This window comes from Streptomyces sp. NPDC001851, assembly GCF_040297165.1.
Lineage (GTDB): Bacteria > Actinomycetota > Actinomycetes > Streptomycetales > Streptomycetaceae > Streptomyces.
In genome coordinates this window covers 31,061-54,818 of sequence record NZ_JBEOYR010000010.1, presented here as the reverse complement: position 1 = coordinate 54,818, position 23,758 = coordinate 31,061, and the positions used below count along the sequence as shown (strand labels likewise).

General features: G+C 72.4%; 20 protein-coding genes. 10 read left to right on the top strand and 10 right to left on the bottom strand.

Translation table 11 applies throughout. The features are described from left to right. Window positions 1-137: 137 nt before the first annotated feature. Both ABT171_RS16600 and ABT171_RS16595 read right to left on the bottom strand, forming a co-directional pair. A complete protein-coding gene (locus ABT171_RS16600) occupies window positions 138-500 on the bottom strand; it encodes a helix-turn-helix domain-containing protein (protein ID WP_351244244.1) in 363 nt (120 codons plus the stop codon). After that, window positions 497-760: a YkoF family thiamine-binding protein gene (locus ABT171_RS16595; protein ID WP_351244242.1), complete on the bottom strand. Its 264-nt coding sequence runs from the start codon at window positions 758-760 to the stop codon at window positions 497-499. The genes ABT171_RS16600 and ABT171_RS16595 overlap by 4 nt, the downstream gene beginning before the upstream one ends. Before the next feature lie 144 nt (window positions 761-904). Here ABT171_RS16595 and ABT171_RS16590 point away from each other — a divergent pair, with 144 nt between their 5' ends. The 4 genes from ABT171_RS16590 to ABT171_RS16575 all read left to right on the top strand — a co-directional run bounded on the left by ABT171_RS16590 (window position 905) and on the right by ABT171_RS16575 (window position 4,965). After that, window positions 905-1,744 (top strand): TIM barrel protein, encoded by an 840-nt coding sequence (locus ABT171_RS16590; protein WP_351244240.1) that lies wholly within the window; start codon window positions 905-907, stop codon window positions 1,742-1,744. A 41-nt stretch (window positions 1,745-1,785) separates the two neighbouring features. Then, window positions 1,786-2,679 (top strand): 2-hydroxy-3-oxopropionate reductase, encoded by an 894-nt coding sequence (locus ABT171_RS16585; RefSeq protein ID WP_351244238.1) that lies wholly within the window; start codon window positions 1,786-1,788, stop codon window positions 2,677-2,679. 183 nt (window positions 2,680-2,862) lie between these two features. Next, entirely contained in the window at window positions 2,863-4,326 is a 1,464-nt protein-coding gene (locus tag ABT171_RS16580) for a catalase (protein WP_351244236.1), read from the top strand. Window positions 4,327-4,734: 408 nt separating this feature from the next. After that, complete coding sequence (locus ABT171_RS16575) at window positions 4,735-4,965, top strand: hypothetical protein (RefSeq protein ID WP_351244234.1); 231 nt, start codon at window positions 4,735-4,737, stop codon at window positions 4,963-4,965. A 235-nt stretch (window positions 4,966-5,200) separates the two neighbouring features. Here the strand turns inward: ABT171_RS16575 and gcl are convergent, their stop codons facing one another. After that, window positions 5,201-6,988, bottom strand: coding sequence for a glyoxylate carboligase (gcl, locus tag ABT171_RS16570; protein ID WP_351244232.1), 1,788 nt, complete (start codon window positions 6,986-6,988; stop codon window positions 5,201-5,203). A gap of 261 nt (window positions 6,989-7,249) precedes the next feature. Here gcl and ABT171_RS16565 point away from each other — a divergent pair, with 261 nt between their 5' ends. Then, window positions 7,250-8,170 carry a hypothetical protein gene (locus tag ABT171_RS16565; RefSeq protein ID WP_351244230.1) on the top strand — a complete coding sequence of 307 codons (921 nt, stop codon included), beginning with the start codon at window positions 7,250-7,252 and terminating at the stop codon, window positions 8,168-8,170. Between the two features lie 146 nt (window positions 8,171-8,316). Beyond that, window positions 8,317-9,765: an alpha/beta hydrolase gene (locus ABT171_RS16560; RefSeq protein ID WP_351244228.1), complete on the top strand. Its 1,449-nt coding sequence runs from the start codon at window positions 8,317-8,319 to the stop codon at window positions 9,763-9,765. A gap of 118 nt (window positions 9,766-9,883) precedes the next feature. Here ABT171_RS16560 and ABT171_RS16555 read toward each other — a convergent pair whose 3' ends face one another. Both ABT171_RS16555 and ABT171_RS16550 read right to left on the bottom strand, forming a co-directional pair. Further along, window positions 9,884-11,476 carry an AMP-binding protein gene (locus ABT171_RS16555; protein WP_351244226.1) on the bottom strand — a complete coding sequence of 531 codons (1,593 nt, stop codon included), beginning with the start codon at window positions 11,474-11,476 and terminating at the stop codon, window positions 9,884-9,886. Next, entirely contained in the window at window positions 11,473-13,146 is a 1,674-nt protein-coding gene (locus ABT171_RS16550; protein ID WP_351244224.1) for an AMP-binding protein, read from the bottom strand. Before ABT171_RS16550 ends, ABT171_RS16555 begins: the two co-directional genes overlap by 4 nt. A gap of 115 nt (window positions 13,147-13,261) precedes the next feature. Between ABT171_RS16550 and ABT171_RS16545 the strand changes: the two genes are divergently transcribed. The 3 genes from ABT171_RS16545 to ABT171_RS16535 all read left to right on the top strand — a co-directional run bounded on the left by ABT171_RS16545 (window position 13,262) and on the right by ABT171_RS16535 (window position 18,204). After that, window positions 13,262-14,092 (top strand): helix-turn-helix transcriptional regulator, encoded by an 831-nt coding sequence (locus tag ABT171_RS16545; protein WP_351244222.1) that lies wholly within the window; start codon window positions 13,262-13,264, stop codon window positions 14,090-14,092. A 152-nt stretch (window positions 14,093-14,244) separates the two neighbouring features. Beyond that, entirely contained in the window at window positions 14,245-17,193 is a 2,949-nt protein-coding gene (locus tag ABT171_RS16540) for a helix-turn-helix transcriptional regulator (RefSeq protein WP_351244220.1), read from the top strand. A 219-nt stretch (window positions 17,194-17,412) separates the two neighbouring features. Next, window positions 17,413-18,204, top strand: coding sequence for a S1 family peptidase (locus ABT171_RS16535; RefSeq protein WP_351244218.1), 792 nt, complete (start codon window positions 17,413-17,415; stop codon window positions 18,202-18,204). 116 nt (window positions 18,205-18,320) lie between these two features. On the opposite strand, the gene dmpI is transcribed toward ABT171_RS16535, so the two are convergent. From dmpI to ABT171_RS16520, 3 genes are all read right to left on the bottom strand, one after another. After that, a complete protein-coding gene (gene dmpI, locus ABT171_RS16530) occupies window positions 18,321-18,503 on the bottom strand; it encodes a 4-oxalocrotonate tautomerase DmpI (protein ID WP_023545801.1) in 183 nt (60 codons plus the stop codon). A gap of 92 nt (window positions 18,504-18,595) precedes the next feature. Then, window positions 18,596-19,462 carry a LysR family transcriptional regulator gene (locus ABT171_RS16525; protein WP_351244215.1) on the bottom strand — a complete coding sequence of 289 codons (867 nt, stop codon included), beginning with the start codon at window positions 19,460-19,462 and terminating at the stop codon, window positions 18,596-18,598. A 122-nt stretch (window positions 19,463-19,584) separates the two neighbouring features. Then, window positions 19,585-20,232, bottom strand: coding sequence for a phosphoribosyltransferase (locus ABT171_RS16520; protein ID WP_351244213.1), 648 nt, complete (start codon window positions 20,230-20,232; stop codon window positions 19,585-19,587). A gap of 213 nt (window positions 20,233-20,445) precedes the next feature. On the opposite strand from ABT171_RS16520, the gene ABT171_RS16515 reads away from it, so the two are divergent. Beyond that, on the top strand, window positions 20,446-20,886 hold the full coding sequence (locus tag ABT171_RS16515) for an SRPBCC family protein (protein WP_351244211.1): 441 nt from the start codon (window positions 20,446-20,448) through the stop codon (window positions 20,884-20,886). 31 nt (window positions 20,887-20,917) lie between these two features. Here the strand turns inward: ABT171_RS16515 and ABT171_RS16510 are convergent, their stop codons facing one another. Together ABT171_RS16510 and ABT171_RS16505 are read right to left on the bottom strand one after the other, a co-directional pair. Continuing rightward, on the bottom strand, window positions 20,918-22,069 hold the full coding sequence (locus ABT171_RS16510; protein ID WP_351244209.1) for an XdhC family protein: 1,152 nt from the start codon (window positions 22,067-22,069) through the stop codon (window positions 20,918-20,920). A 41-nt stretch (window positions 22,070-22,110) separates the two neighbouring features. Continuing rightward, window positions 22,111-23,577 (bottom strand): NCS2 family permease, encoded by a 1,467-nt coding sequence (locus ABT171_RS16505; protein ID WP_351244207.1) that lies wholly within the window; start codon window positions 23,575-23,577, stop codon window positions 22,111-22,113. Window positions 23,578-23,758 lie beyond the last annotated feature (181 nt).

The window sequence follows — 23,758 nt, the reverse complement described above, 5'->3', positions numbered from 1 at the left end:
CCGGGTAACGAGAACACCCGAAAGGGGCACGGGGAACTGCGCGCCCGGTCACGACGCCGCGACAGCCGTCCGACGGCAGCCCCGGGCACCCGCCGACGACAGCCCCAGGCACCCCCGACGGCGCACGCCCCGGAGCGCTACGCGCCCTTCTCCCGGTTCAGGTAGTTGTAGACCGTGAAGCGGCTGACGCCCAGCGCCCCGGCCACCGTCTCCACGCCGTGCCGTACGGCGAAGGCGCCCCGCGCCTCCAGCGTACGCACGAGCTCCTGCTTGGCCTTGCGGTCCAGGTCGGCCAGCGGCCGGCCCTGCCGGCGCTCCATGGCGGCCAGGATGTGGTCGAGCGAGTCGGCGAGCTGGGGCAGGCGGACGGCGACGACGTCGACACCCTCCCAGGCGAGGACGACGTCCTCGGGGCCGGCCTCGTCCGGCGGGACCATCTCCCCGCCCATGGCGTCGACCAGCGGCTTCACGGCCGTGATGAAGGGCTCGTCCCCGGTCATCTGCCGCCCTCCCCGATGCCGTCGTCGACCACATTGACCTGGAGCGAGATCCGGGTGGCACCGGCTTCCAGGCTCTTGCGCAGCAGCGCGTCCACAGCGGTGAGCACGCGGTCCGCGCCGCCCTCCGCCGTGTTGCCGAACGGACCGACGTCGACGGCGTCCAGTCCCGCCGTCTCGACGACCTCCCGCGCCACCAGGGCGTGCGCGGGCGCCTCGTCCAGGTCGAAGGGTTCGGTCGTGAACTCCACTCTCAATCGCACGCGCTCAACCTAGCGCCCGGCGCGGCTTTTCGGGCGGCCGGTGACCGGCCCCCCTTGACAAGCGCCGACACACGACGGCAATCTTCCATTAAGCAGAAACGAACTTCCGCAATACGGAATCTACGGAAGGGAGCGCGGCCCCCGATGGGATTCGCAGACCAGCGCTTCAACGTCAACCTGTCGATCCTCTTCACGGAACTCCCGCTCCTGGAGCGCCCCGCGGCCGCCGCCGCGGCGGGCTTCACGGCGGTCGAGCTGTGGTGGCCCTGGGTCGACTCCCCCACCCCCGAGCAGTCCGAGCTCGACGCCCTGAAGAAGGCGATCGAGGACGCGGGCGTCCGGCTCACGGGGCTGAACTTCTACGCCGGGCAGCTGCCGGGCCCGGACCGCGGCGCCCTGTCGGTCCCCGGTGAGGAGTCGGAGAGGTTCCGCGCCAACATCGACGTCGCCGCCGGCTTCGCCGCCGCCCTCGGCTGCACGGCGCTCAACGCGCTGTACGGCAACCGCGTCGAGGGCGTGGACCCGGCCGAGCAGGACGCGCTCGCCCTGGAGAACCTGGTCCTCGCGGCCCGGGCGGCCGACCGCATCGGCGCGATCCTGCTGATCGAGGCCCTGAACCAGCCCGAGTCGCCGCTGTACCCGCTGGTGAGCGCGCCCGCCGCCATCGGGATCGTGGACAAGGTCAACGAGGCGACGGGCCTCGGGAACGCCAGGTTCCTGATGGACCTGTACCACCTGTCCATGAACGGCGAGGACCTGCCGTCGGTCATCGAACAGTACGCGGCCAGGACCGGCCATGTGCAGATCGCCGACAACCCCGGCCGCGGCGCCCCCGGGACGGGTTCGCTCCCGCTGGAGGAGCTGCTCGACCAGCTGGGGAAGGCCGGCTACGACGGCTGGGTGGGCCTGGAGTACAAGGCCGGCGACCGCCCGAGCGCCGAGTCCTTCGAGTGGCTCCCGCGCGACGCGCGCGCTGCGCGCTGAACCCCCCGACCTTGCAGAGCAGTCAGAGAGGCACCCCCATCATGAGCAACACTCTTCCCAAGATCGCGTGGATCGGCCTCGGCATCATGGGCTCCCCCATGTCCGAGAACCTGATCAAGGCGGGTTACCAGGTCACCGGCTTCACGCTGGAGCAGGACAAGCTGGACCGCCTGGCCGCCGCCGGCGGTACGGCCGCCTCCTCGATCGCCGAGGCCGTGCGCGACGCCGACGTGATCATCACGATGGTGCCCGCGTCCCCGCAGGTCGAGGCCATCTCCTACGGCCCCGACGGCATCCTGGAGAACGCCAAGCAGGGCGCCCTGCTGATCGACATGTCCTCGATCACCCCGCAGACCTCCGTCGACCTGGCCGCCGCCGCCAAGGACAAGGGCATCCGGGTGCTGGACGCCCCGGTGTCCGGCGGTGAGGCGGGCGCCGTCGAGGCCGTACTGTCGATCATGGTCGGCGGCGAGCAGGGCGACTTCGACCAGGCCAAGCCGATCTTCGAGGCGCTGGGCAAGACCATCGTGCTGTGCGGCCCGCACGGCTCCGGCCAGACCGTGAAGGCGGCCAACCAGCTGATCGTCGCCGTGAACATCCAGGCGTGCGCCGAGGCCGTGGTCTTCCTGGAGAAGTCGGGCGTGGACCTCGCGGCCGCGCTGGACGTCCTCAACGGCGGCCTCGCCGGCTCCACCGTGCTGACCCGCAAGAAGGCCAACTTCCTCAGCCGCGACTTCAAGCCGGGCTTCCGCATCGACCTGCACCACAAGGACATGGGCATCGTCACCGACGCCGCCCGCAACGTCGGCGCCGCCCTGCCGGTCGGCGCCGTGGTCGCCCAGCTGGTCGCCTCGCTGCGCGCCCAGGGCGACGGCGGCCTGGACCACTCGGCCCTGCTGCGGGCCGTGGAGCGCCTCTCCGGCGCCCAGGTCTGAGCCGAACCCCGAGACTTCCGGGCGGCGCCGTCGCTGACACCTGTCCTGTCGCGCCCAGGCGCCGGCGCCGCCCGGAACCAGCATGAGATCAGATTCAACAAACTGTTGACGTCAGATTGCCCCACTTCTAGGCTCCACGAAGCGGAAACAGGTTTCCGCTGACACCCGCACGGAAGGTCCACGATGTCGAAGCGCGTGCTCACGACAGAGGCCGGCGCCCCGGTCGCCGACAACCAGAACTCCGCATCCGCCGGCGTCGGCGGCCCGCTCCTGCTCCAGGACCAGCACCTCCTGGAGAAGCTCGCGCGCTTCAACCGCGAGCGCATCCCGGAGCGCGTGGTGCACGCCCGTGGTTCCGGCGCGTACGGCCACTTCGAGGTGACGGACGACGTCACCGGCTTCACCCACGCCGACTTCCTGAGCACGATCGGCAAGCGCACCGAGGTGTTCGTGCGCTTCTCCACGGTCGCCGACTCCCTCGGCGGCGCGGACGCCGTCCGCGACCCGCGCGGTTTCGCGGTGAAGTTCTACACCGAGGAGGGCAACTACGACCTCGTCGGCAACAACACCCCGGTGTTCTTCATCAAGGACCCGATCAAGTTCCCCGACTTCATCCACTCGCAGAAGCGCGATCCCTTCACGGGCCGTCAGGAGCCGGACAACGTCTGGGACTTCTGGGCGCACGCCCCCGAGGCCACGCACCAGGTGACCTGGCTGATGGGCGACCGCGGCATCCCGGCGTCGTACCGCCACATGAACGGCTACGGCTCGCACACCTACCAGTGGACGAACGCGGAGGGCGAGGCCTTCTTCGTCAAGTACCACTTCAAGACCAACCAGGGCATCCGTTCCCTGAGCAGCGAGCAGGCCGCGGAGCTCGCCGGCAAGGACCCCAACTCCCACCAGACGGACCTGTTGCAGGCCATCGAGCGGGGTGTGCACCCGTCCTGGACCCTGTACGTCCAGCTGATGCCGGCGGCCGAGGCGGCGGACTACCGCTTCAACCCGTTCGACCTGACCAAGGTGTGGCCGCACAAGGACTACCCGCTGCAGCGGGTCGGCCGCCTGGTCCTCGACCGCAACCCGGACAACGTGTTCGCCGAGGTCGAGCAGGCCGCGTTCTCCCCGAACAACTTCGTGCCCGGCATCGGCCCGTCCCCGGACAAGATGCTCCAGGGCCGGCTGTTCGCCTACGCGGACGCGCACCGCTACCGCCTGGGCGTCAACCACACCCAGCTGGCGGTCAACGCCCCGAAGGCCGTGGCGGGCGGTGCCCAGAACTACGGCCGCGACGGCTTCATGGCGGTCAACGGCCAGGGCCGCGGCGCCAAGAACTACGAGCCGAACTCCTACGACGGCCCGGTCGAGACCGGCCGTCCGCTCTCCGCCCCGCTGGCGGTGTCGGGCCACACGGGCACCCACACGGCCCCGCTGCACACCAAGGACGACGACTTCTTCCAGGCGGGCGAGCTGTACCGCCTGATGTCCGAGGAGGAGAAGTCCCGCCTGATCGCGAACATCGCCGGCGGCCTCTCGCAGGTCTCCCGCGACGACGTGATCGAGAAGAACCTGGCCCACTTCCACGCCGCCGACCCGGAGTACGGCAAGCGCGTGGAGGAGGCGGTCCGCGCCCTGCGCGAGGACTGAGACCAGGACACCGCAAGCAGCGTACGGGATCCGACGGGAGGTCAGGGTCTCCGGACGCGGCCCGCGCGGCACGCCGGACGGCCCGGATGAGGGGTGGTCGTACGGCGGAGGGCGCGGGCAGGGCGAGGACCGTGGCGGCGTGCGAGCCAGTGCGGTGGTGAAGGACCGAGTCCCCTTCTCGACCAGAGGGAAGGGGTTCCCGGTTCCGTCGCACACCGCCGCGGTCCCACCCAGCCCCCTTTGCGGGGGCCACGAGCTCCGTCCGGCGGCGCGAACGTCCTGTCGCGCCCAGCCTCGCGCCGTCGGACGGTCACCATACGGACACGAAGCGCTCCCCCGGCAGGGGGAGCGCATCGTGCTGTCCGGGCCCGGCGTGCGGCTCCGCCCCACCCGCCGCACGCTGAACACATGGGCAATACGCAGTACCCGCACATCGTGGTCCACTCCCCGGCCCTGGACGGGTCCCGGCGGGTCACCGAGGGAGACGTGATCCTGGGGATCGCCTCGCATCTGGACGATGTCGTGGAGATCCTGCGGCTGGCCGATCTGGACCGGATCGAGGTCGAGGAGAGCGATCTCATCGAGTGGCAGGGCGGCGGACCCGACGACTGGCCCGGGCTGTCGGAGCACGAGCTGTAGCGGCCGGGCGTACGACATCGGTCGTAGGCGGGCTACGCCATCCTCAAATGAACCTCTGAAGACAGGGCTGGAGGCTTCAACTGCCCCGGCGGTAGGGCAGATTACGTGCATCGGGGGCCCGTCGGCACGGGGGCGGCGGGCCCCGTACGGGGGAGCACCACGGGGGAAAACCACGGGGGACGCGAAAGGGCGGCCCGTCCTTCCGGACGGGCCGCCCTTGGTGTGCCCGGTGGTGTCAGACCTTCAGCGGCTTGATCGACGTCGGGGCGTGGCCCGGCTCGGTGGCCAGCTCCTCGAACTCGGAGATGTCGCTGATGTCCATGGTGCGGCTCATCGAGATGTTGGTGATCCGCTCCAGGATCGCCTCGACCACGACCGGCACCCGGTACTCCGCGGCCAGCTTCTTCGCCTGCTCGAAGGCCGCGCCCAGCTGGTCCGGCTCGGTGACCCGGATCGCCTTGCAGCCCAGGCCCTCGGCGACCTTCACGTGGTCCACGCCGTAGACGCCGATCTCCGGCGTGTTGATGTTCTCGAACTCCAGGTTGACCTGGAAGTTGATGTCCAGCCCGATCTGCGCCTGCCGGATCAGGCCCAGGTAGGCGTTGTTCACCAGGACGTGGACGTAGGGGATCCGGTGCTGGGCGGCGACCGCCAGCTCCTCGATCAGGAACTGGAAGTCGTAGTCGCCGGAGAGCGCGACGACCGGCGAGTCCGGGTCGGCCTTGGCGACGCCGATCGCGGCCGGGATGGTCCAGCCGAGCGGGCCGGCCTGGCCGCAGTTGATCCAGTGGCGCGGCTTGTAGACGTGCAGCATCTGTGCGCCGGCGATCTGGGAGAGGCCGATGGTGGTGACGTACCGGGTGTCCGGGCCGAAGGCCTTGTTCATCTCCTCGTACACGCGCTGCGGCTTCATGGGCACGTTGTCGAAGTGCGTACGGCGCAGCAGCGTGGCCTTGCGCTCCTGCGTCGAGGCCACCCAGTCGCTGCGGTCGGGAAGCCTGCCCTCCGCCTCCAGCTCCTTCGCCACCTCGACGAACAGCTCCAGTGCGGCCTTGGCATCGGAGACGACCCCGTAGTCGGGCGGGAAGATCTTGCCGATCTGGGTGGGCTCGATGTCGACGTGGACGAACGTGCGGTCGCCGCGGTACACGTCCAGCTTGTAGCCGGTGTGGCGGTTGGCCCAGCGGTTGCCGATGCCGAGGACGAAGTCCGACTCCAGGAAGTTGGCGTTGCCGTACCGGTGCGAGGTCTGGACGCCGACCATGCCGGCGTTCAGCTCGTGGTCGTCGGACAGCACGCCCCAGCCCATCAGGGTCGGGACGACCGGGGTCTGGGTCAGCTCGGCGAACTCGACGAGCAGCTCGGCGGCGTCGGCGCCGAGGACGCCGCCGCCGGCCACGATGACCGGGCGCTCCGACTCCAGAAGAAAGGTGATCGCCTTCTCGATCTGGGCGCGGGTCGCCGCCGGCTTGTAGACGGGCAGCGGCTCGTACGTCTCCGGGTCGAACTCGATCTCGGTGAGCTGGACGTCGATCGGCAGGTCGATCAGGACCGGGCCGGGACGGCCGGAGCGCATCAGGTGGAAGGCCTGCTGGAAGACGCCGGGGACCTGCGCCGCCTCCAGGACGGTGACCGCCATTTTGGTGACCGGCTTGGCGATCGAGGCGATGTCGACGGCCTGGAAGTCCTCCTTGTGGATCACATGGGTGGGCGCCTGGCCCGTGATGCACAGGATCGGGATGGAGTCACCGATGGCCGAGTACAGGCCGGTGATCATGTCGGTGCCGGCCGGGCCGGAGGTGCCGATGCAGACACCGATGTTGCCCGGCTTGGTGCGGGTGTACCCCTCGGCCATGTGCGAGGCGCCCTCGACGTGGCGGGCGAGGGTGTGGGCGATGCCGCCCCCCTCCTTGAGCGCCTTGTAGAACGGGTTGATCGCCGCGCCCGGCACACCGAAGGCGTCGGTGACGCCCTCGCGCTTGAGGATCTCAACTGCCGCGCGGGCAGCGGTCATACGGGCCATCGAGTACTCCTGCTTCGGCTGTCGGATGCGTACTCCCGTCGCGCCCCGCGGTGAGCACAGTCTCCAGATATGAAACTTCCGCATTGCGGAATTTAACTTCTACTATCTGGAATCAATGTAAAAGCGCGCGACCATGTCGTCAAGAGAGCCAAGAGAGGTGCAAGCGCCGGACAAGCGGGGTGGCGGAGGAGCACGATGGGTGCGCTGTCCCGACGCGACTGTCCCGACGTGACCGATTCCTGCGCGACACCTGGGGGGGCCATGCCCGAGAGCGTGCCGGTGCGCTGCCCGGCCTGCCGACGCGAGCACGTCTACACCGCACCGGTGTATCCGTGCGCGTGCGGCGCCCCCACGGCCCCACGGCTGGATCCGGCCGCCGAACCGATCGTGACGGGTCACCGGGCCTGGGACAACGAGTGGATCTCCGTGCCGTGCACCGCCTGCGGGCGCCTGGGGCAGTGGCCGCAGCCGGAGCTGGGCTGCGCGTGCGGCACGGCCCTGCGCATCCCGGTGGCGGTGACACCTCCGCCCGACGCCGGTATGCAGTCGACAGACGACCGCAGACCGTCCACGGACGACGGTATGCAGTCGCCGGACAGCGGTATACCGCCGACAGCCGGCAGTAGCCCGCACAGCGGCGGCATACCGTCGACGGACGATCGCATGCCGTCCGCAGACAGCGGTACATCGTCGACGCGCGACCGTATGCCGTCCACGGCCAGCGGTATCCCCTCACCGGCGCCCGAGCCCGGCGCCCCCGCCCGCCGCCCCGCCTTCCAGCCGCGCACCATCCGCACCGCTCGCGACGCCGTCACGGTCGCCGCGCTGTATCTGCGCTGGCTCGGCTACCGGGACATCCGCCGCGCCGACCAGCGGCCCCCGAACGGCATCGGGCTCGCCGCGCACGGGCTCCTCGCCCAGGTGGACCCGACCGTGCGCCCGGCGGCGCCGCGGGACGTGGAGTGCCTGTGGCTGACGGCGATGACGGAGTCCGCGGACTGCGTGTACTTCTCCCTCGCCGGTTACACCGACGAGGCCCGGGCCCGCGCGGACACTCTCGGCATCCCCCTCTTCGTCCTGGACCTCGCGGGCGTCCCGCAGCCGGTGAACGGCCACGCCGACACGCTGAACGCGGAGGGGACACCGGAACCGGGTCCCCGGCCCCGGGGCCGGCAGAGCTGACCGCTCCCTGGGCCGCCCTGCCACCGCGAACGGATCCGCCTTAGGTCGGACGAGGGCGGCGGGTTCTCTCCACCGGCGGGTCGATGTGCGGGACCGGCGCGGCTGCCTAACGTGCGGGGCGTACACCAGCCGAAGAGAGGAAGGGTATGCGTTTACCGCACAGGAGGCTGACCGCGGTCGCGGCGTCCGTACTGGCCACGATGGTGCTCGGTGTCCCCGCACACGCGTCGGCGCCGACCGCGCCGGGCATCGACTGGCAGCGCTGCCAGGGGGCCGTCCGGACCGATGCGGTGCGGTGCGGACAGGTCTCCGTGCCGCTCGACTGGTCCCGGCCCGCCGCGTCCGCCCGGACCACCATCGCGGTCGCCCGGCTGCCGGCGGCCGACCCGGCACACCGTCTCGGCACGCTCATGTTCAATCCCGGCGGTCCGGGGGAGGGGGAGGTCGGCTATCTGCTCTCGCGGCAGGCCCGCCTGCAGTACTTCCCCGAGGCCCTGCGCGACCGCTTCGACATCGTCGCCGTGGAGCCGCGCGGCACCGGCGTCAATCCGCCGCTGAACTGCCCGCTGCCGGTCGACCACACGGTGAGCAGGTTCCCCGCCGACCGGCCGGCCGCCGCCGCACTGGTCGCCAGCAACCGGCGTATGGGAACCGTCTGCGCCCGGCGGGGCGGACCCGTGTTCCGGCACCTGGACGCGGCGAGCGTGGCCCGGGACATGGACACGGTGCGGGCGGCGCTGGGCGAGGCGAAGATCAGCTTCCTCGGGGTGTCCTACGGCACCATGCTGGCGCAGGGTTACGCCGAGCGGTTCCCCTCGCGGGTGCGCGCGATGGTGCTGGACGGCGTGGTCGACCGGTCGCTGTCCTGGCGTCGGCTGGCCCGTGTCGACGCGGCCGCCGTACAGGACGGTGTCCGCCGGTTCGCGCGCTGGTCGGACCGGGACGTCCGCAGCGCGCTGCACGGCCGGGACGTCACCGGCTTCCTGGCCTCGCTGCTGCGTCGCGCCGACCAGGGCCGGATCAAGGACGGCGGCCGGCCGGTGCGCGCGGAGGAGATCGCGCAGGCGGTGAACGCCGGTCTCCAGTCGCCGTCTCTGTACGCACCGCTGGCCACCGCGCTGGACAGGACGGACGCCGGCGGGGACATGGCGCCGCTCGTCTTCCTCACCCCTGGCCACACCGGCGAGTACGGCCCGTACCGCTCGATCGTCTGCCAGGACGTGCCCGGCCCGGAGGATCCCGGTGCCGCGCTGCCGGCCGCGGTGCCCGCGATGCGTGCCGCCGGCCCCGCTCTGCGCGGCTATTCCGAGTTCTGGGACATCGCCAGCGGCTGCGCGGGCTGGCCGGTGGGCTCCGCCTGGAAGCCGCACGCGTGGCGGGTGCCCGCGCACTTCCCCGCGGTGCTCCTGCTCTCCGGGACACACGACGTGGCGACACCCCCGTCCTTCGCCGACGGGGTGCGGCGCGCCCTGCCGTCGAGCAGGCTGCTGCGCTGGGACGGTGACGGCCACACGGCCTGGCTCAACAGCCCCGCCACGGTGGACGCGGCGGTCGGCTACCTCACCACACTGCGCATGCCCGACGGGGCGCGCTGAGCCACGCCCGGCAGGGCGGGCGAGGTGCGTCGACGGGTCCCGTTCGAGTGTGCCGCCGACAGCGCGCTCCTCCGGGACCCGTCCCCGAGCATCTAGCGCATGCTCGCTCGCGGCCGTTTCATACCCGGTACTTCTCCCGCAGTTCGACCTTGCGCACCTTTCCGGACACCGTCATCGGGAAGGAGTCGAGGATCTGCAGCCGGCTGGGGATCTTGTAGTGGGCGAGCCTGCCCTGGCAGAAGGCGCGCAGTTCCTCCAGGGTGAGCGGGTCCGCGGGGTCGTGCGGGATGACACAGGCGAGGACCTCCTCGCCGTACGTCTCGTGCGGTACCCCGACGACCTGGACGTCCCTGATCTTGGGGTGGGCGTAGAGGAACTCCTCGATCTCGCGCGGGTAGATGTTCTCGCCGCCCCGGATGATCATGTCCTTGATCCGGCCGACGATCTCGACGTAACCGTTTTCGCGCATCACCGCGAGGTCCCCGGTGTGCATCCAGCGGCCCGCGTCGACGGCCTCTGCGGTCTTCTCCGGCTCGTTCCAGTAGCCGAGCATCACGCTGTAGCCGCGGGTGCACAGCTCCCCCGCCGCACCGCGCGGCCGGGTGACCCCGGTGGCCGGGTCGACGACCTTGACCTCCAGGTGCGGCAGGACGCGGCCGACGGTGCCGGTGCGGTGCTCCAGGTCGTCGTCCATCCGGGTCTGCAAGGACACCGGGGACGTCTCGGTCATGCCGTAGCAGATGGAGACCTCCGCCATGTGCATCTCGGCGACGACCCGCTTCATCACCTCGACCGGGCACGGTGAGCCCGCCATGATGCCGGTGCGCAGCGAGGAGAGGTCGTACGTCGCGAAGTCGGGGAGGTTCAGTTCGGCGATGAACATGGTCGGGACGCCGTACAGGGACGTGCAGCGCTCCTGCTGGACCGCCTCCAGCGTGGCCTTCGGGTCGAAGGACGGGGCCGGGATGACCATGCAGGCGCCGTGCGAGGTGGCCGCCAGGTTGCCCATCACCATGCCGAAGCAGTGGTAGAAGGGCACGGGGATGCAGATCCTGTCCTGCTCGCTGTAGGCGATCAACTCCCCGACGAAGTATCCGTTGTTGAGGATGTTGTGGTGGGACAGGGTGGCGCCCTTCGGGAAACCGGTGGTCCCCGAGGTGTACTGGATGTTGATCGGGTCGTCGCAGGACAGTTCCTCGTACGGGGCGTCACCGGTGCCCCGCCCGAGCAGTGCCTCCCAGCTCGGGTCGCCGATGTACACGACCTCGCGCAACGCCGGGCACCGGCCGCGCACTTGCTCGACCATCGCGCGGTAGTCGCTGGTCTTGTGGCTCAGGGACGCGAACAGCAGGGAGATCCCGGCCTGGCCCAGGACGTACTCCACCTCGTGGGTGCGGTAGGCCGGGTTGATGTTCACCATGATCGCGCCGATGCGGGCGGTGGCGTACTGGACCAGGACCCATTCCGGGCAGTTGACCGCCCAGATGCCCACCCGGTCGCCCTTGGTGACGCCGCTGGCGACCAGGGCCTGTGCCAGTTCCTCGACCGCGGCGCCGAACGCGGCGTACGTCCAGCGCCGGCCGGAGGGCACGTCGACCAGCGCCTCGCGGTCCGGCCAGGCGGCCACGGCCCGGTCCAGGTTGGCGCCGATGGTGTCCCCGAGCAGGGCGGTGGAACCGGTTCCGTGGGTGTACGACAGCTCGGCGCTCACCGGAAGTCCTCCTCGCGGTACTCGTCGTCGGAGCCCTGGGCCGTCGCCTCGCGCAGTTCGATCCGGCGGATCTTGCCGGAGACGGTCTTGGGCAGCGTGCCGAACTCCAGCCGGCGGATGCGCTTGTAGGGGGCGAGCACCTGGCGGGAGTGCTCGAAGATGACCTTGGCGGTGTCGGGGCCGGGTTCGTAGCCCTCGGCGAGGACGACGTAGGCCTTCGGCACCGCGAGCCGCAGTTCGTCCGGCGCGGGCACGACGGCCGCCTCGGCCACCGCCTCGTGCTCCAGCAGCGCGCTCTCCAGCTCGAAGGGGCTGATCTTGTAGTCGCTGGCCTTGAACACATCGTCAGCGCGCCCGATGTAGACGAGATATCCGTCTTCGTCCCGCACGGCGATGTCCCCGGTCCGGTAGTAGCCGCCCGCCATGGCCTCGGCCGTGCGGTCGGGGTCGCCGTGGTAGCCGGTCATCAGGCCGACCGGGCGCTCGGACAGGTCGAGGGCGATCTCGCCCTCGGTGGCGCCGGGCGCGCCGGAGACGGGGTCGAGGAGTTCGACGCGGTAGCCGGGGCTGGGGCGGCCCATGGAGCCGGTCTTCAGTACCTGGCCGGGGCTGTTGGAGACCTGCACGGCGGTCTCGGTCTGCCCGAAGCCGTCCCGGATGGTCACCCCCCAGGCCCGCCGGACCTGTTCGATGACCTCGGGGTTGAGCGGCTCGCCGGCGGCCACGACCTCGCGCGGCGGAGTGCGCAGCAGGCCCAGGTCGGCCTGGATGAGCATGCGCCACACGGTCGGCGGGGCGCAGAAGGTGGTGACCTGGGCCCGGTCCATCTCGGCCATCAGCCGGGCCGCGTCGAACCGGGTGTAGTTGAAGAGGAAGACGGTCGCCTCGGCGTTCCACGGCGCGAACAGGTTGGACCAGGCGTGCTTGGCCCAGCCGGGCGAGGAGATGTTCAGGTGCACGTCGCCGGGTTTCAGGCCGATCCAGTACATGGTCGCCAGGTGCCCGATCGGGTACGAGGTGTGGGTGTGCTCCACGAGTTTGGGGCGGGCGGTCGTACCGGAGGTGAAGTAGAGCATCAGCGGGTCGTCGGCCAGGGTGGGGCCGTCGGGGAGGAACTCGGCGGGGGCGGTGTACGCGTCCTCGTACGGCTCCCAGCCCTCTTCGGGCAGGCCGCCGACGGCGATCCGGGTGTAGGTGCCGGGTACCTCGGTGAACTTCGCGGTGTCCTCGGCCCGTGCGATCACGTGTTTCACCCGGCCCCGCTCCACCCTGTCGCGCAGGTCGGCCGGGCCGAGCAGCGGGGTGGCCGGGATGACCACCGCGCGCAGCTTCATCGCGGCCAGGGCGGTCTCCCACAGCTCGGCCTGGTTGCCGAGCATGACGAGGATGCGGTCCTCGGCGGCGACGCCCCGCTCGTGCAGCCACCGGGCGACCCGGTTCGACCGCTCGGACATGTCCGCGAAGGACAGCCGCGTCTCGCCGCCGTCCTCCTCGACGATGTGCAGCGCGGTCTTCTGGTTGCCGGCGGCGATCACGTCGAACCAGTCCAGGGCCCAGTTGAAGTGCTGGGGCCGGGGCCAGGCGAAGCCCTCGTAGGCGGTGGCGTAGTCCTCGCGGTGCTCCAGCAGAAAGTCCCGGGCGCTCCGGAACAACTCCGTCGCCGTCGTCATCGTGTCCTCCTCGCGGTGCCGGACCATTGCCGGGCGGCTGTCCGGCATCGTCTAATCCGTGATGCAGGTCTCACTACCCCCGAACGGGGGTGGGGGTGCCGGAAGGGGCGGACAGGTGACGGCGGACGCGGCGGGGACGGTGGAGATCGGCGGTGCGCTGGCCCGGCTGCGGCGGGCGACGGGGCTGCCGGTCGCGTTCGGCGGCCTGGTCGAGTCCGGGCGGCCGCAGATCCGGATCAGCGAGCTGAGCGGCACGACGACGACCGCGCTGCGCTCGCTGGCGGTGACCTCGGGCAGCGGGCTCGGCGGCAAGGCGGTGGCGCTCGCCCGGCCGTGCGCGGTGACGGACTACTCCAGCTCCCGGCAGATCAGCCATGAGTACGACGTCCCGGTGGCCGCGGAGGGTATCCGCTCGGTCGTCGCCGTGCCGGTGGTGGTGCGGCGCCGGGTGCGCGGGGTGCTCTACGGCGCGCTGCGCTCGGCCCGGCCGCTCGGCGACCGCACGCTGGGCGCGGCGATGGCGGTGGCGCGGGACGTGGAGCAGGCGCTGGTGGTGCGGGAAGAGGCGCGGGGGCTGCTGGCGGCGGCCCGGCCGGAGCCCGCGTGCGCGGAGCGGGGCGCCGGCTGGGAGCAGGTGCGCGAGGCGCACGCGGCGCTGCGCGCGCTCGCGCCCAGGATCGCCGACCCGGAGCTGCGGGCGGAACTGCTGGCGGCGTGCGGGCTGCTGACCGCGCCGCGTCCGGCCGGGGGTACGGCTCTGGCGCCGCGCGAACTGGACGTGCTGTCCTGGGTGGCGGCGGGGGCGACCAACGCGGCCGTGGCCGGGCGGCTGGGTCTGCGCCCGGAGACGGTCAAGGGCTATCTGCGCTCGGCGATGCGGAAGCTGGGCGCGCACACCCGGGGGGAGGCGGTGACCGCGGCGCGCAGGGCGGGGCTGCTGCCGTGACGCGAGGCGGTGAGGAAACCTTTCCATTCAAGCGCAGACGCCTTGAATTTCCATCTGCTTGACTGTTTGTTATTTCCCTCACCACGGCTTCCGTCCGAATTTCGACGATCGTTGCCTAGTATTTGGCCCGGACACGACACACGAGGGGAGCGGTGACCGTGCGACGGGACTTCCAGGAGCCTGCCAGGTGCCGCTCCGACCTGGTCATCGGCCGCGAGGACCTGTTCGCCGGCGCCCGCGACCAACTCGCCTCGGGCGGCAGTGTGCTGCTCCACGGTCCCGCCGGAATAGGGAAATCCACCGTCCTGCGGGCATTGGCCGAGGAATACGGCGCCACGGTGCGGACCGTGTTGCGCTGCTCGGCCACCGAGTCCGAATCCCATCTCCCCTTCCTCGCCCTCGCCGACCTGTTCGGCCTGGTCCTCGACGACGTCTCCCCCCGGCTGCCGGTGGCCCAGCGCACCGCCCTGGAGTCGGCGCTCACCGGCCGCGGCGAGTCCAGCCTGCAGCGCGACGGTCTGGCGCTGCGCCTCGCGGTGCTCTCCGCGCTGCGCGCGCTCGCCGCGCACGGCGGTGTCCTCGTCGTCGCCGACGACCTGCAGTGGCTGGACCCGGCCAGCGCCGAGCTGCTCGGCTTCGCCGCCCGGCGCCTGGAGGGCACCCCGGTGCAACTGCTGTGCGCGGTGCGCACCGAGGGCCAGGAGAGCCGGGAGTACGACGGGCATCTGCGGTCGTGCCCGCCGGGCACCCTCGCGGTCCGGCTCGGTCCGCTCTCCCGCGCCCAGGTCGCCCAGTTGCTGGACCACCGCGGCCACGGCGGCCTGCCCCGCTCCACCGTCCGCGAGATCCACCGCACCTCCGGCGGCAACCCGCTGTTCGCCCTGGAGCTCGGCCGCGCCCTCGCCGACAGCGCCACCCCGCCCCGGCCGGGCGAGCCGCTGCCGGTGCCGACCAGCCTGCGCGCCCTGGTGCTCAGCCGCCTGGACATGCTGTCCGTCGAGGCCCGCCGCACCCTGCTGGTGGCCAGCGCCGGCGCCCGTCCCACCCCGGCGCTGCTGCACGCGGCCGGCCGGACCAACGCCGAGGCCGAGTGCGCCCAGGCCGCCGAACTCGGGCTGCTGGCCACCGAGCCCGACGCCCCGGCCGTACGGTTCGCGCACCCGCTGATCTCGGCCGCGCTGTACGCGGAGGCGCCCGCGCACGAACGGCGCGCCGCGCACGCGGCCCTGTCCACGGCCGCCTCCGACCCGATCGAACGGGCCCGGCACCTGGCCCTGGCCACCACCGGCACCGATCCGGAGGTCGCCGCCCGGCTCGCGGAGGCCGCCGCTCTCGCCCGGGACCGCGGGGCCCCCTCGGTCGCCGCCCACCTGGGGCTGCTCGCCGCCCGGCACACCCCCGCCGACGGGACGCCCGGCCCGGAGGAGCGCCGGCTGCAGGCCGCCGAGGACGCGATCACCGCCGGCGAGATCGACCTGGCCCGGGACATCGCCCGGGAGGTGCTGGCGCGGGCGACCGTACCCGCCGACCGGGTCCGCGCCTGGATCATCGTCATCGACAGCGCCGGCCACACCATGGCCGAGGTGGACGCCGTGTTCCCGCAGGCCCTCGCCGACGCCGGCGACGACCCCCGGCTGCTGGCCCTGGTGCACTACCAGCTGGCCTGGCGGACGCTGATCGTGGAGGGCGACTTCACGGAGGCCCGCGAGGCCGCCGCGCACGCCGCCGAGCTGGCCGCCCTCGGCGACGACCGGCGCACCGAGCTGCTCTCGCTGGCGTTCCAGGCGCAGACCGAGACCCTGATGGGCCACCCGGAGGCCCCCCGGACCATCCAGCGCGCCCTGCGGGAGCCCCAGGACCCGAGGGTGGCCTGGCACCACAACGGGGCGGCCAGTGCCCGGTTCCGCTGGCTGGTCATGGGCGACCAGCTGACCGAGGCCCGGGCGACGGTCACCACCCTGCTGCGCGAGGTGCGCCGGCGCGGCTCGGTGGAGTCCGAGGTGCACTTCCTGCGCGGCCTCGCCGAGACCGAACTGCGCGCCGGGCACTGCGGGCGCGCCCTGGAGCTGGCCCGCGAGAGCCTGCGCCTGGCCCGGGACTCGGGGATCGGCGAGACCGCCTCGGCGATGCTCACCTCGCTCGCGGAGGCCTCCGGCGGCGATGTCGACCGGGCTCTGGCCCTCGCCCGGGAGGCGGTGGCGCACGCCGAGGAGGACGGCGACCAGATGTACCTGTCGCGGGCCCTGGGCGCGCTCGGGTACGCCCAGCTGGTGGCCGGGGACCCGGCGGGCACGGTCCGCTCGCTGCGCCGGGTGCGGACGCTGGAGCTGGGGCTCGGCATCACCGACCCGGCGCGCGGGCGCTGGCAGGGGGATCTCGCCGAGGCGCTGGTCCGGATCGGTGAGGCGGCCGAGGCGCAGGACGTCATCGACACGAGCCGCGAACACGCCCTCAGGCTCGGCCGGGAGAGCGTCCTCGCCGTCCTGGACCGCTCCGAGGCCCTGGTGCGGGCCGCGCGGGGTGACCTGGAGGCGGCGGTCGCCCAGCTGACGTCCGCTCAGCACCGGCTGGGCAGGCTGGGCTACGGCCTGGAGGAGGCACGGGCCGCGTTCGCGCTGGCCCGGCTGCGGGACAGACGGCGCCCGGCCGACGGGGCGCGCCGGTGGCAGGAGCCCCCGGGCGCGGAAGCCCGGAACGCCGAGCACGGCCGGGCTCCCGCCCCGGGCTTCGGCGCCGCCAAGGCCCGGACGAGCACGGGCTCGACGGCGTACGACGAGGCCACCCGGATGTTCCGCCGCTGCCGGGCGCTGCCCTGGCTGCGCCAGGTGGACGAGTCCCGCACGGACCCCGGGCCGGAGCCGGCCCTTCCCGCGCCGGACGCCCTGGACGCGCTGGCGGTGCTGGCCGCGATGGAGCGTCAGGTGGCCGCGCTGGTGATGGAGGGCGCCACCAACCGGGAGATCGCCGCCCGGCTGTTCATCAGCGTCAAGACGGTGGAGGCGACCCTGACCCGGGTCTACCGCAAGCTGGGGATCCGCTCGCGGGTGGACATCGTCCGATTGGCGGCGGCTCGCGGGCGCGCCGAGCACGGCCCTAGTTAACTGAACCGGACCGAGGGTTTTCCCTCACCCAACCCCTTAGGGGGTTCCCTCATTGGGAGCCGAGGGTTCCGGGTCCTAGCGTAATGGGCGTGCCGCTCGCCCGGGCACACGGGGTCGGTCCCTCCCCAGCTCTCGGCCACGCCCGAGCAGGGGGTGCCCCCGCCCCGTGCTCCACCACCCGTGCGACCCCCCACCGGTGCAACCCCACTGAGGAGACTCATGTTCGGGCCCAGACGTGCCAGACAGACCGCCGCGACCCTGGCGGCCACCGCCGCCGCCGCGGCGAGTGCGCTGTTCGCCTCCCCCACGGCGAGCGCCGCCCCTCAGCCCGTCGTCGGCGGTACGACCACCACGACGACGGCGTACCCGTTCGTCATGCAGATCACCGACGCGTCCGGCAACCAGTTCTGCGGCGGCACCCTCGTGGCCGCCACGAAGGTCGTCACGGCCGCGCACTGCATGGCCGGCGAGTCCGCGGCCAACGTCCGCGTGGTCGGCGGGCGGACCTTCCTCAACGGCACCGACGGCACGGTCGGCAAGGTCAGCAAGATCTGGGTCCATCCGGGCTACACCGACGCCACCAAGGGCGACGACGTGGCCGTACTGACCCTGTCGACGTCGATGCCGTACACCCCGGCGTCGTACGTCTCCTCCTCCCAGACGAGCGTGTACGCGGCCGGCACCCAGGCCCGCATCCTCGGCTGGGGCACCACCTCGGAGAACGGCAGCTCCTCCAACCAGCTGCGGACCGCGACCGTCCCGATCGTGTCCGACTCCAGCTGCGGTTCCTCCTACGGTGCGGACTACGTGAAGTCCGACATGGTATGCGCCGGATACAGCACCGGCGGCGTAGACACCTGCCAGGGCGACAGCGGCGGTCCCCTGCTCATCGGGGGCGTCCTGGCAGGGATCACTTCCTGGGGCGAGGGGTGCGCGGAGGCGGGTTATCCGGGTGTGTACACCCGGCTGACCACCTTCTCGGACCTCGTGACCGCGCAGGTCACCTCGTAACCCGGAAGAGGGACACCTGAGCACCCCTCAGGTAGATGCCAGGGGGGCGTTGCGAGCCACCACGAGCGGCCCGCAACGCCCCCCTCTCCACGTTCACCCCCGTGGAACGCGGGGGTCTACTTGTCGGCCGTGAGCTTCCCGGCCGCGCCCCAGCTGTCCGCCGGGACCTCGTGGATCCACACCTGCACGGTCTCGGCCGGGATCCGGTACGCGTCGACGAAGGCGTCGGTGACCCGCTTGACCAGCTCCCGCTTCAGTTCGGCGTCGCGAGGGCCCTGCTGGATGGTGACGATCGGCATGACTGAACTCCCTTGAGTGGTGTTCCGGTTCGGTGGGTCCAGTCCATCGCGGCGCACGCCCGTGACCAAGGGGCAGTCCGCGACCGCAGCGATCAGCTCTCGTGATCGCCGCAGGCCAGCAGCAGTTTCTCCAGGTGCGGGGAGGGGTCGGCGGCGGGGACGGCGAGACCGGTGGCCAGGGCCAGTCCGGGCGCGCGGAAGGGGATGTACGCCACCCGGGGCGTGGCCAGCACGCGCGCGTGGGAGGCGTAGACGACCGTCCACAGGGGGCGGGCGCCGATGGTGGCGAGGGTGTCGTGCAGCGTGCCGCCGGCCGGTCCGGGCACCGGCTCGAACCCGGCCGTGTGGCAGGCGCCGACGACCAGGTCGACCAGGGCGGGGTTGTTCCGTCGCGGGGTGAGGGCGAGGGGCAGCCCGGCGAGGTCCGCGAGGTCGATCTCGTCCCGCGCCGCGAGCGGGTGCGTGGCCGGCAGGGCGGCCACCAGCGGATCGGACCACAGCGGCACCACCCGTACCCCGGGCGGCGGTTCGGCCGAGCGCACGAACGCGGCGTCCAGGCGGCCCGCCGCGACCCGGTTCAGCCGTTCCTCGGCCGGCAGGGACACCAGCTCCACCGGCACCTGGGGCGCCCGGTCGGCGAACGCGGCCAGCACCCGGTCCAGGTGTGCGCCGAGCCCGGTGCTGGTGCCCAGGCGCAGCCCGTCGGGCGCCGCCACGGCGGCCCGCGCCTTCTGGGCCGCCACGAGCACCGCCCGTGCCTCGGGCAGCAGCCGCTCGCCCGCCCCCGTCAGCCGCACCCGGCGCGGCGAGCGGTCGAACAACTCGGCGCCCAGCTCCCGCTCCAGCCGCTGTATCTGCTGGCTGACCGCCGACTGCACGATGTGCAGCCGCTCGGCGGCCCGTCCGAAGTGCAGTTCCTCGGCGACGGCGACGAAATAGCTGAGCTGACGGAGTTCCATGGGCTGACTGTAGAGCGGGGACCGCGAGGCCCGGGCGTCCCCCCGGTGGACGCGGTCGCGGCGAGCGCGCTGCGGCTCGCCCCGGGTGCGCCGCGTGGGCGCGAGCAGCCGCAAGGAGCGCTTCACGCCCGGCGCGGCCTCAGCGCGGCCAGCACCTCCGCGTCCGTCAGCTGCTCGAAGTCCTCGTACCACTGTCCGACGGCGGTGAACGCGGCCGGCCGGTGCGGGCACAGGATCGTGTCGGCCTCGCCGGCGAGGCGGTCCAGGGAGTCCGGGGCGCCGACGGGGACGGCCAGGACGAGGTGCGCGGGCCGGCGGCGCCGGACGTGGCGCAGGGCCGCGCGGGCGGTGGCGCCGGTGGCGAGCCCGTCGTCGACCACGATCACCGTGCGGCCCGCCGGGTCCGGCGCCGGCCGGTCGCCGCGGTAGCGCTCCTCACGGCGGCGCAGTTCCTTGCGCTCGCGTTCGACCACCGGGGCCATGGACTCCTCGGTCAGACCGAGCCGGTCCAGCGTTCCGGCGTTGTAGAGGGGCGGGTCGTCCCCGACGAGCGCGCCGACGGCGAACTCCTGGTGGTGGGGGGCGCCGATCTTGCGCACGATGAGCACGTCGAGCGGGGCGCCGAGCGCGCGGGCGATGGGCTCGGCGACCGCGATGCCGCCGCGCGGCAGGGCGAGGACGAGGGGGTCGGTGAGGGCGACCTGCTCGCGCAGGCCGCTCAGCAGTCCGGCGAGTTCCCGCCCGGCTTCGGCACGGTCCCGGAAGCGCATGACTCGTCCTCCTCCGCGGAGCCTCTCCTTCCATGGTGCTCCTGGTCGGGCGTGCCGGCCGGATGCCGCGGGGCGGGCGCCCGGCATGCGTGCACCGGATCACCCGCGGCAGGGCGGAACCGGGCGAGGCGTACCGTCCCCGACCGCTCGGCCGGGCGGGTGAGACCGGGGCGAACGCTCAGGTGCCGGGCGGCCATTGCCTACGATCGTGCCGTGCCGACCTTCTCCTTCGCCCGTACGGCCCCGCTTCCGCTCGACGAGGCGTGGCGCCGGCTCACCACCTGGCCCCGCCACGCCGACGCGGTCCCGCTGACCCGGGTCCGGGTGCTCACGCCGGAGCCCACCGGCGTGGGCACCCGCTTCGTGGCCCGCTCCGGTCTCGGCCCGCTGGCCGTCGACGACGTCATGGAGGTGACGGTCTGGCGCCCGCCCGCCGACGGCGAGGCCGGCCTGTGCCGCCTGGAGAAGCGCGGCCGGGTGGTGCTGGGCTGGGCGGAGATCGAGGTCGTGCCGGGGCCCGGGGGCCGCAGCCGCGTGGTGTGGCGGGAGGAGCTCCGGGTGCGCGGCCTGCCGCGTGCCTTCGACGGCGTACTGGAACGCACGGCACGCGCGATGTTCGGGCGAGCGGTCAATCGGCTGCTTCGACGGGCGTGAGCGGCGGCGCACCGGAGGGACACGGCTGCGCTCAGGCCACCGACCCGATCCTCGCGGCCGGCCACGCGGCCGCCTCGCGGTGGATGGGGGTGTGCGCGCCGGTGAGGGAGGCCCCGCTGCCGCCCCGCCGGTTCGCGACGATCTCGGCGCCGATCGACAGGGCCGTCTCCTCCGGCGTGCGGGCCCCGAGGTCGAGCCCGATCGGGGAGCGCAGCCGGGCCAGCTCCAGCTCGGTGACGCCGACCTCGCGCAGGCGCCGGTTGCGGTCCTCATGGGTGCGGCGGGAGCCCATCGCGCCGACGTAGGCGAGCGGCAGGCGCAGGGCCAGCTTCAGCAGGGGGACGTCGAACTTGGCGTCGTGGGTGAGGACGCACAGGACCGTACGGCCGTCGGTCCCGGTGCGCTCCAGGTACCTGTGCGGCCACTCGACGACGATCTCGTCGGCCTCCGGGAAACGGGCGCGCGTGGCGAACACCGGGCGGGCGTCGCACACCGTGACGTGGTAGCCGAGGAACTTGCCGACGCGGACCAGCGCGGCGGCGAAGTCGATCGCGCCGAAGACGATCATGCGGGGTGCGGGGACGGAGGACTCGACCAGGACCGTGAGCGGGGCGCCGCAGCGCGAGCCCTGTGCGCCGATCTCCAGGGTGCCGGTGCGGCCCGCGTCCAGGAAGGCGCGGGCCTCGGCGGCGACGGTGCGGTCCAGTTCGGGGCGGGCGCCGAAGCCGCCGTCGCGGGAACCGTCGGGGCGGACGAGGAGGGCCCGGCCCCGCAGCTCGGCCGGGCCGTCCACGATCCGCGCGACCGCCGCCGCCTCCCCACGGGCGGCGGCGGCCAGCGCGGCCGCGACCACCGGCCGGGCGGGACCGTCCGCCCTGACCGGCGTGACGAGGATGTCGATGACGCCGCCACAGGTCAGGCCGACGGCGAAGGCGTCCTCGTCGCCGTACCCGAAGCGCTCCAGGACGGTCTCGCCGTCCTCCAGCGCCTGCCGGCACAGCTCGTACACGGCCCCTTCCACGCATCCGCCGGAGACCGAACCGATGGCCGTGCCGTCGGCGTCCACCGCGAGGGCGGCGCCGGGCTGGCGCGGAGCGCTGCCGCCGACGGCCACCACGGTGGCGACGGCGAAGTCACGGCCCTGCTCGACCCACCGGTTCAGCTCCTCGGCGATGTCCAGCATCTGTCGGTCTCCTAACGGGTTGCGCGGGAAGGGCGGGGCGGCTAGTGGACGCCCAGCAGGGCCCGGACCGGGTGCAGGGAGAAGTAGACGAGGAAGAGCACGGTCAGACCCCACATGAAGGGGCCGATCTCCCGCCACTTGCCCTGGGCGATCTTGATGACGACGTAGGAGATCACACCGGCCGCGACACCGGGGGTGATCGAGTACGTGAACGGCATGATCACGACGGTCAGGAAGACCGGGATCGCGACGGAGCGGTCGCCCCAGTCCACGTGGCGGGCGTTCATCATCATCATCGCGCCGATGGTGACGAGGGCGGCCGAGGCCACCTCGCGCGGCACGATCGCCGTGATCGGCGTGAAGAAGAGGCAGAGGGCGAAGAACCCACCGGTGACGACCGAGGCCAGTCCGGTACGGGCTCCCTCGCCGACGCCGGTCGCGGACTCGACGAACACGGTCTGGCCGGAGCCGCCCACGACACCGCCGACCGCGCCGCCGGCACCGTCGATGAACAGCGCCTTGGACAGACCGGGCATCCGCCCCTGGGAGTCGGCGAGGTTGGCCTCGGTGCCGATGCCGATGATGGTGGCCATCGCGTCGAAGAAGCCGGCGAGCACCAGCGTGAAGACGATGAAGGTGACCGTCATGTAGCCGACGTCGCCCAGGCCGCCGAAGGACACCTTGCCGATGAGCGAGAAGTCCGGCATCGACACGGCACTGCCGTGCAGCGCGGGACCCTCACCGTTGGCCCAGGCCTTGTCGTCGACGAGGCCGGCCGCGTTGACGACGACCGCGAGAACGGTACCGGTGGCGATGCCGATGAGGATGGCACCCGGCACGTTCCGCGCCTGCAGCGCGAAGATGAGCAGCAACGTGACGGCGAAGAGCAGCACGGGCCAGCCGACGAGCTCGCCCCCGTTGCCCAGCGTGACCGGGGTCGCCGTACCGGCGTGCACGAACCCGGCCTTGACCAGGCCGATGAACGCGATGAACAGGCCGATGCCGATCGTGATGCCGTGCTTGAGCGGCAGCGGGATCGCGTTCATGATCATCTCACGGAGTCCCGTGACCACCAGCAGCATGATCACGACGCCGTAGGCGACGCACATCGCCAGGCCCTGGGCCCACGTCAGGTCCTTGGTGCCCATGACCAGACCGGCCAGCACTCCGGACACGGAGAGTCCGGCGGCCATGGCGAGCGGCACCTTGCCGATCCAGCCCATGAGGAGAGTGGTGAACGCCGCGCCGAGCGCGGTGGCCGTGATGAGGGCCTTCTGGCTCAGGGAGTCGCCGGACTTGTCCGCGCCGCTGAGGATCACCGGGTTGAGCAGAAGGATGTACGCCATCGCCATGAAGGTGGTGACGCCACCGCGGACCTCGGTCGCGATGGTGGATCCTCTTTCGGATATGTGGAAGTACCGGTCGAGCCACGACCTGCCGGCCGACGGACGCGAACCCGCGCCCGCGTCTTCGGCGGTGGTCGTGGGCTCCACTGACTGCTGGGTCATGGTGCCATCTCCCAAGGTTCACAGGGGCACCCGTGCAACCGCCTCGACGGTCACGGGATTTGGGGAATGGACGACCCGGGGGACGGCCCGAGACGAACGAATTTCCTGGTACTTCAAGGACCGCGAGCGGTGCGGAACTCAAAGGGGGTTCCTCCGGGCGGCGCGGCGGAGTGTGTGACGT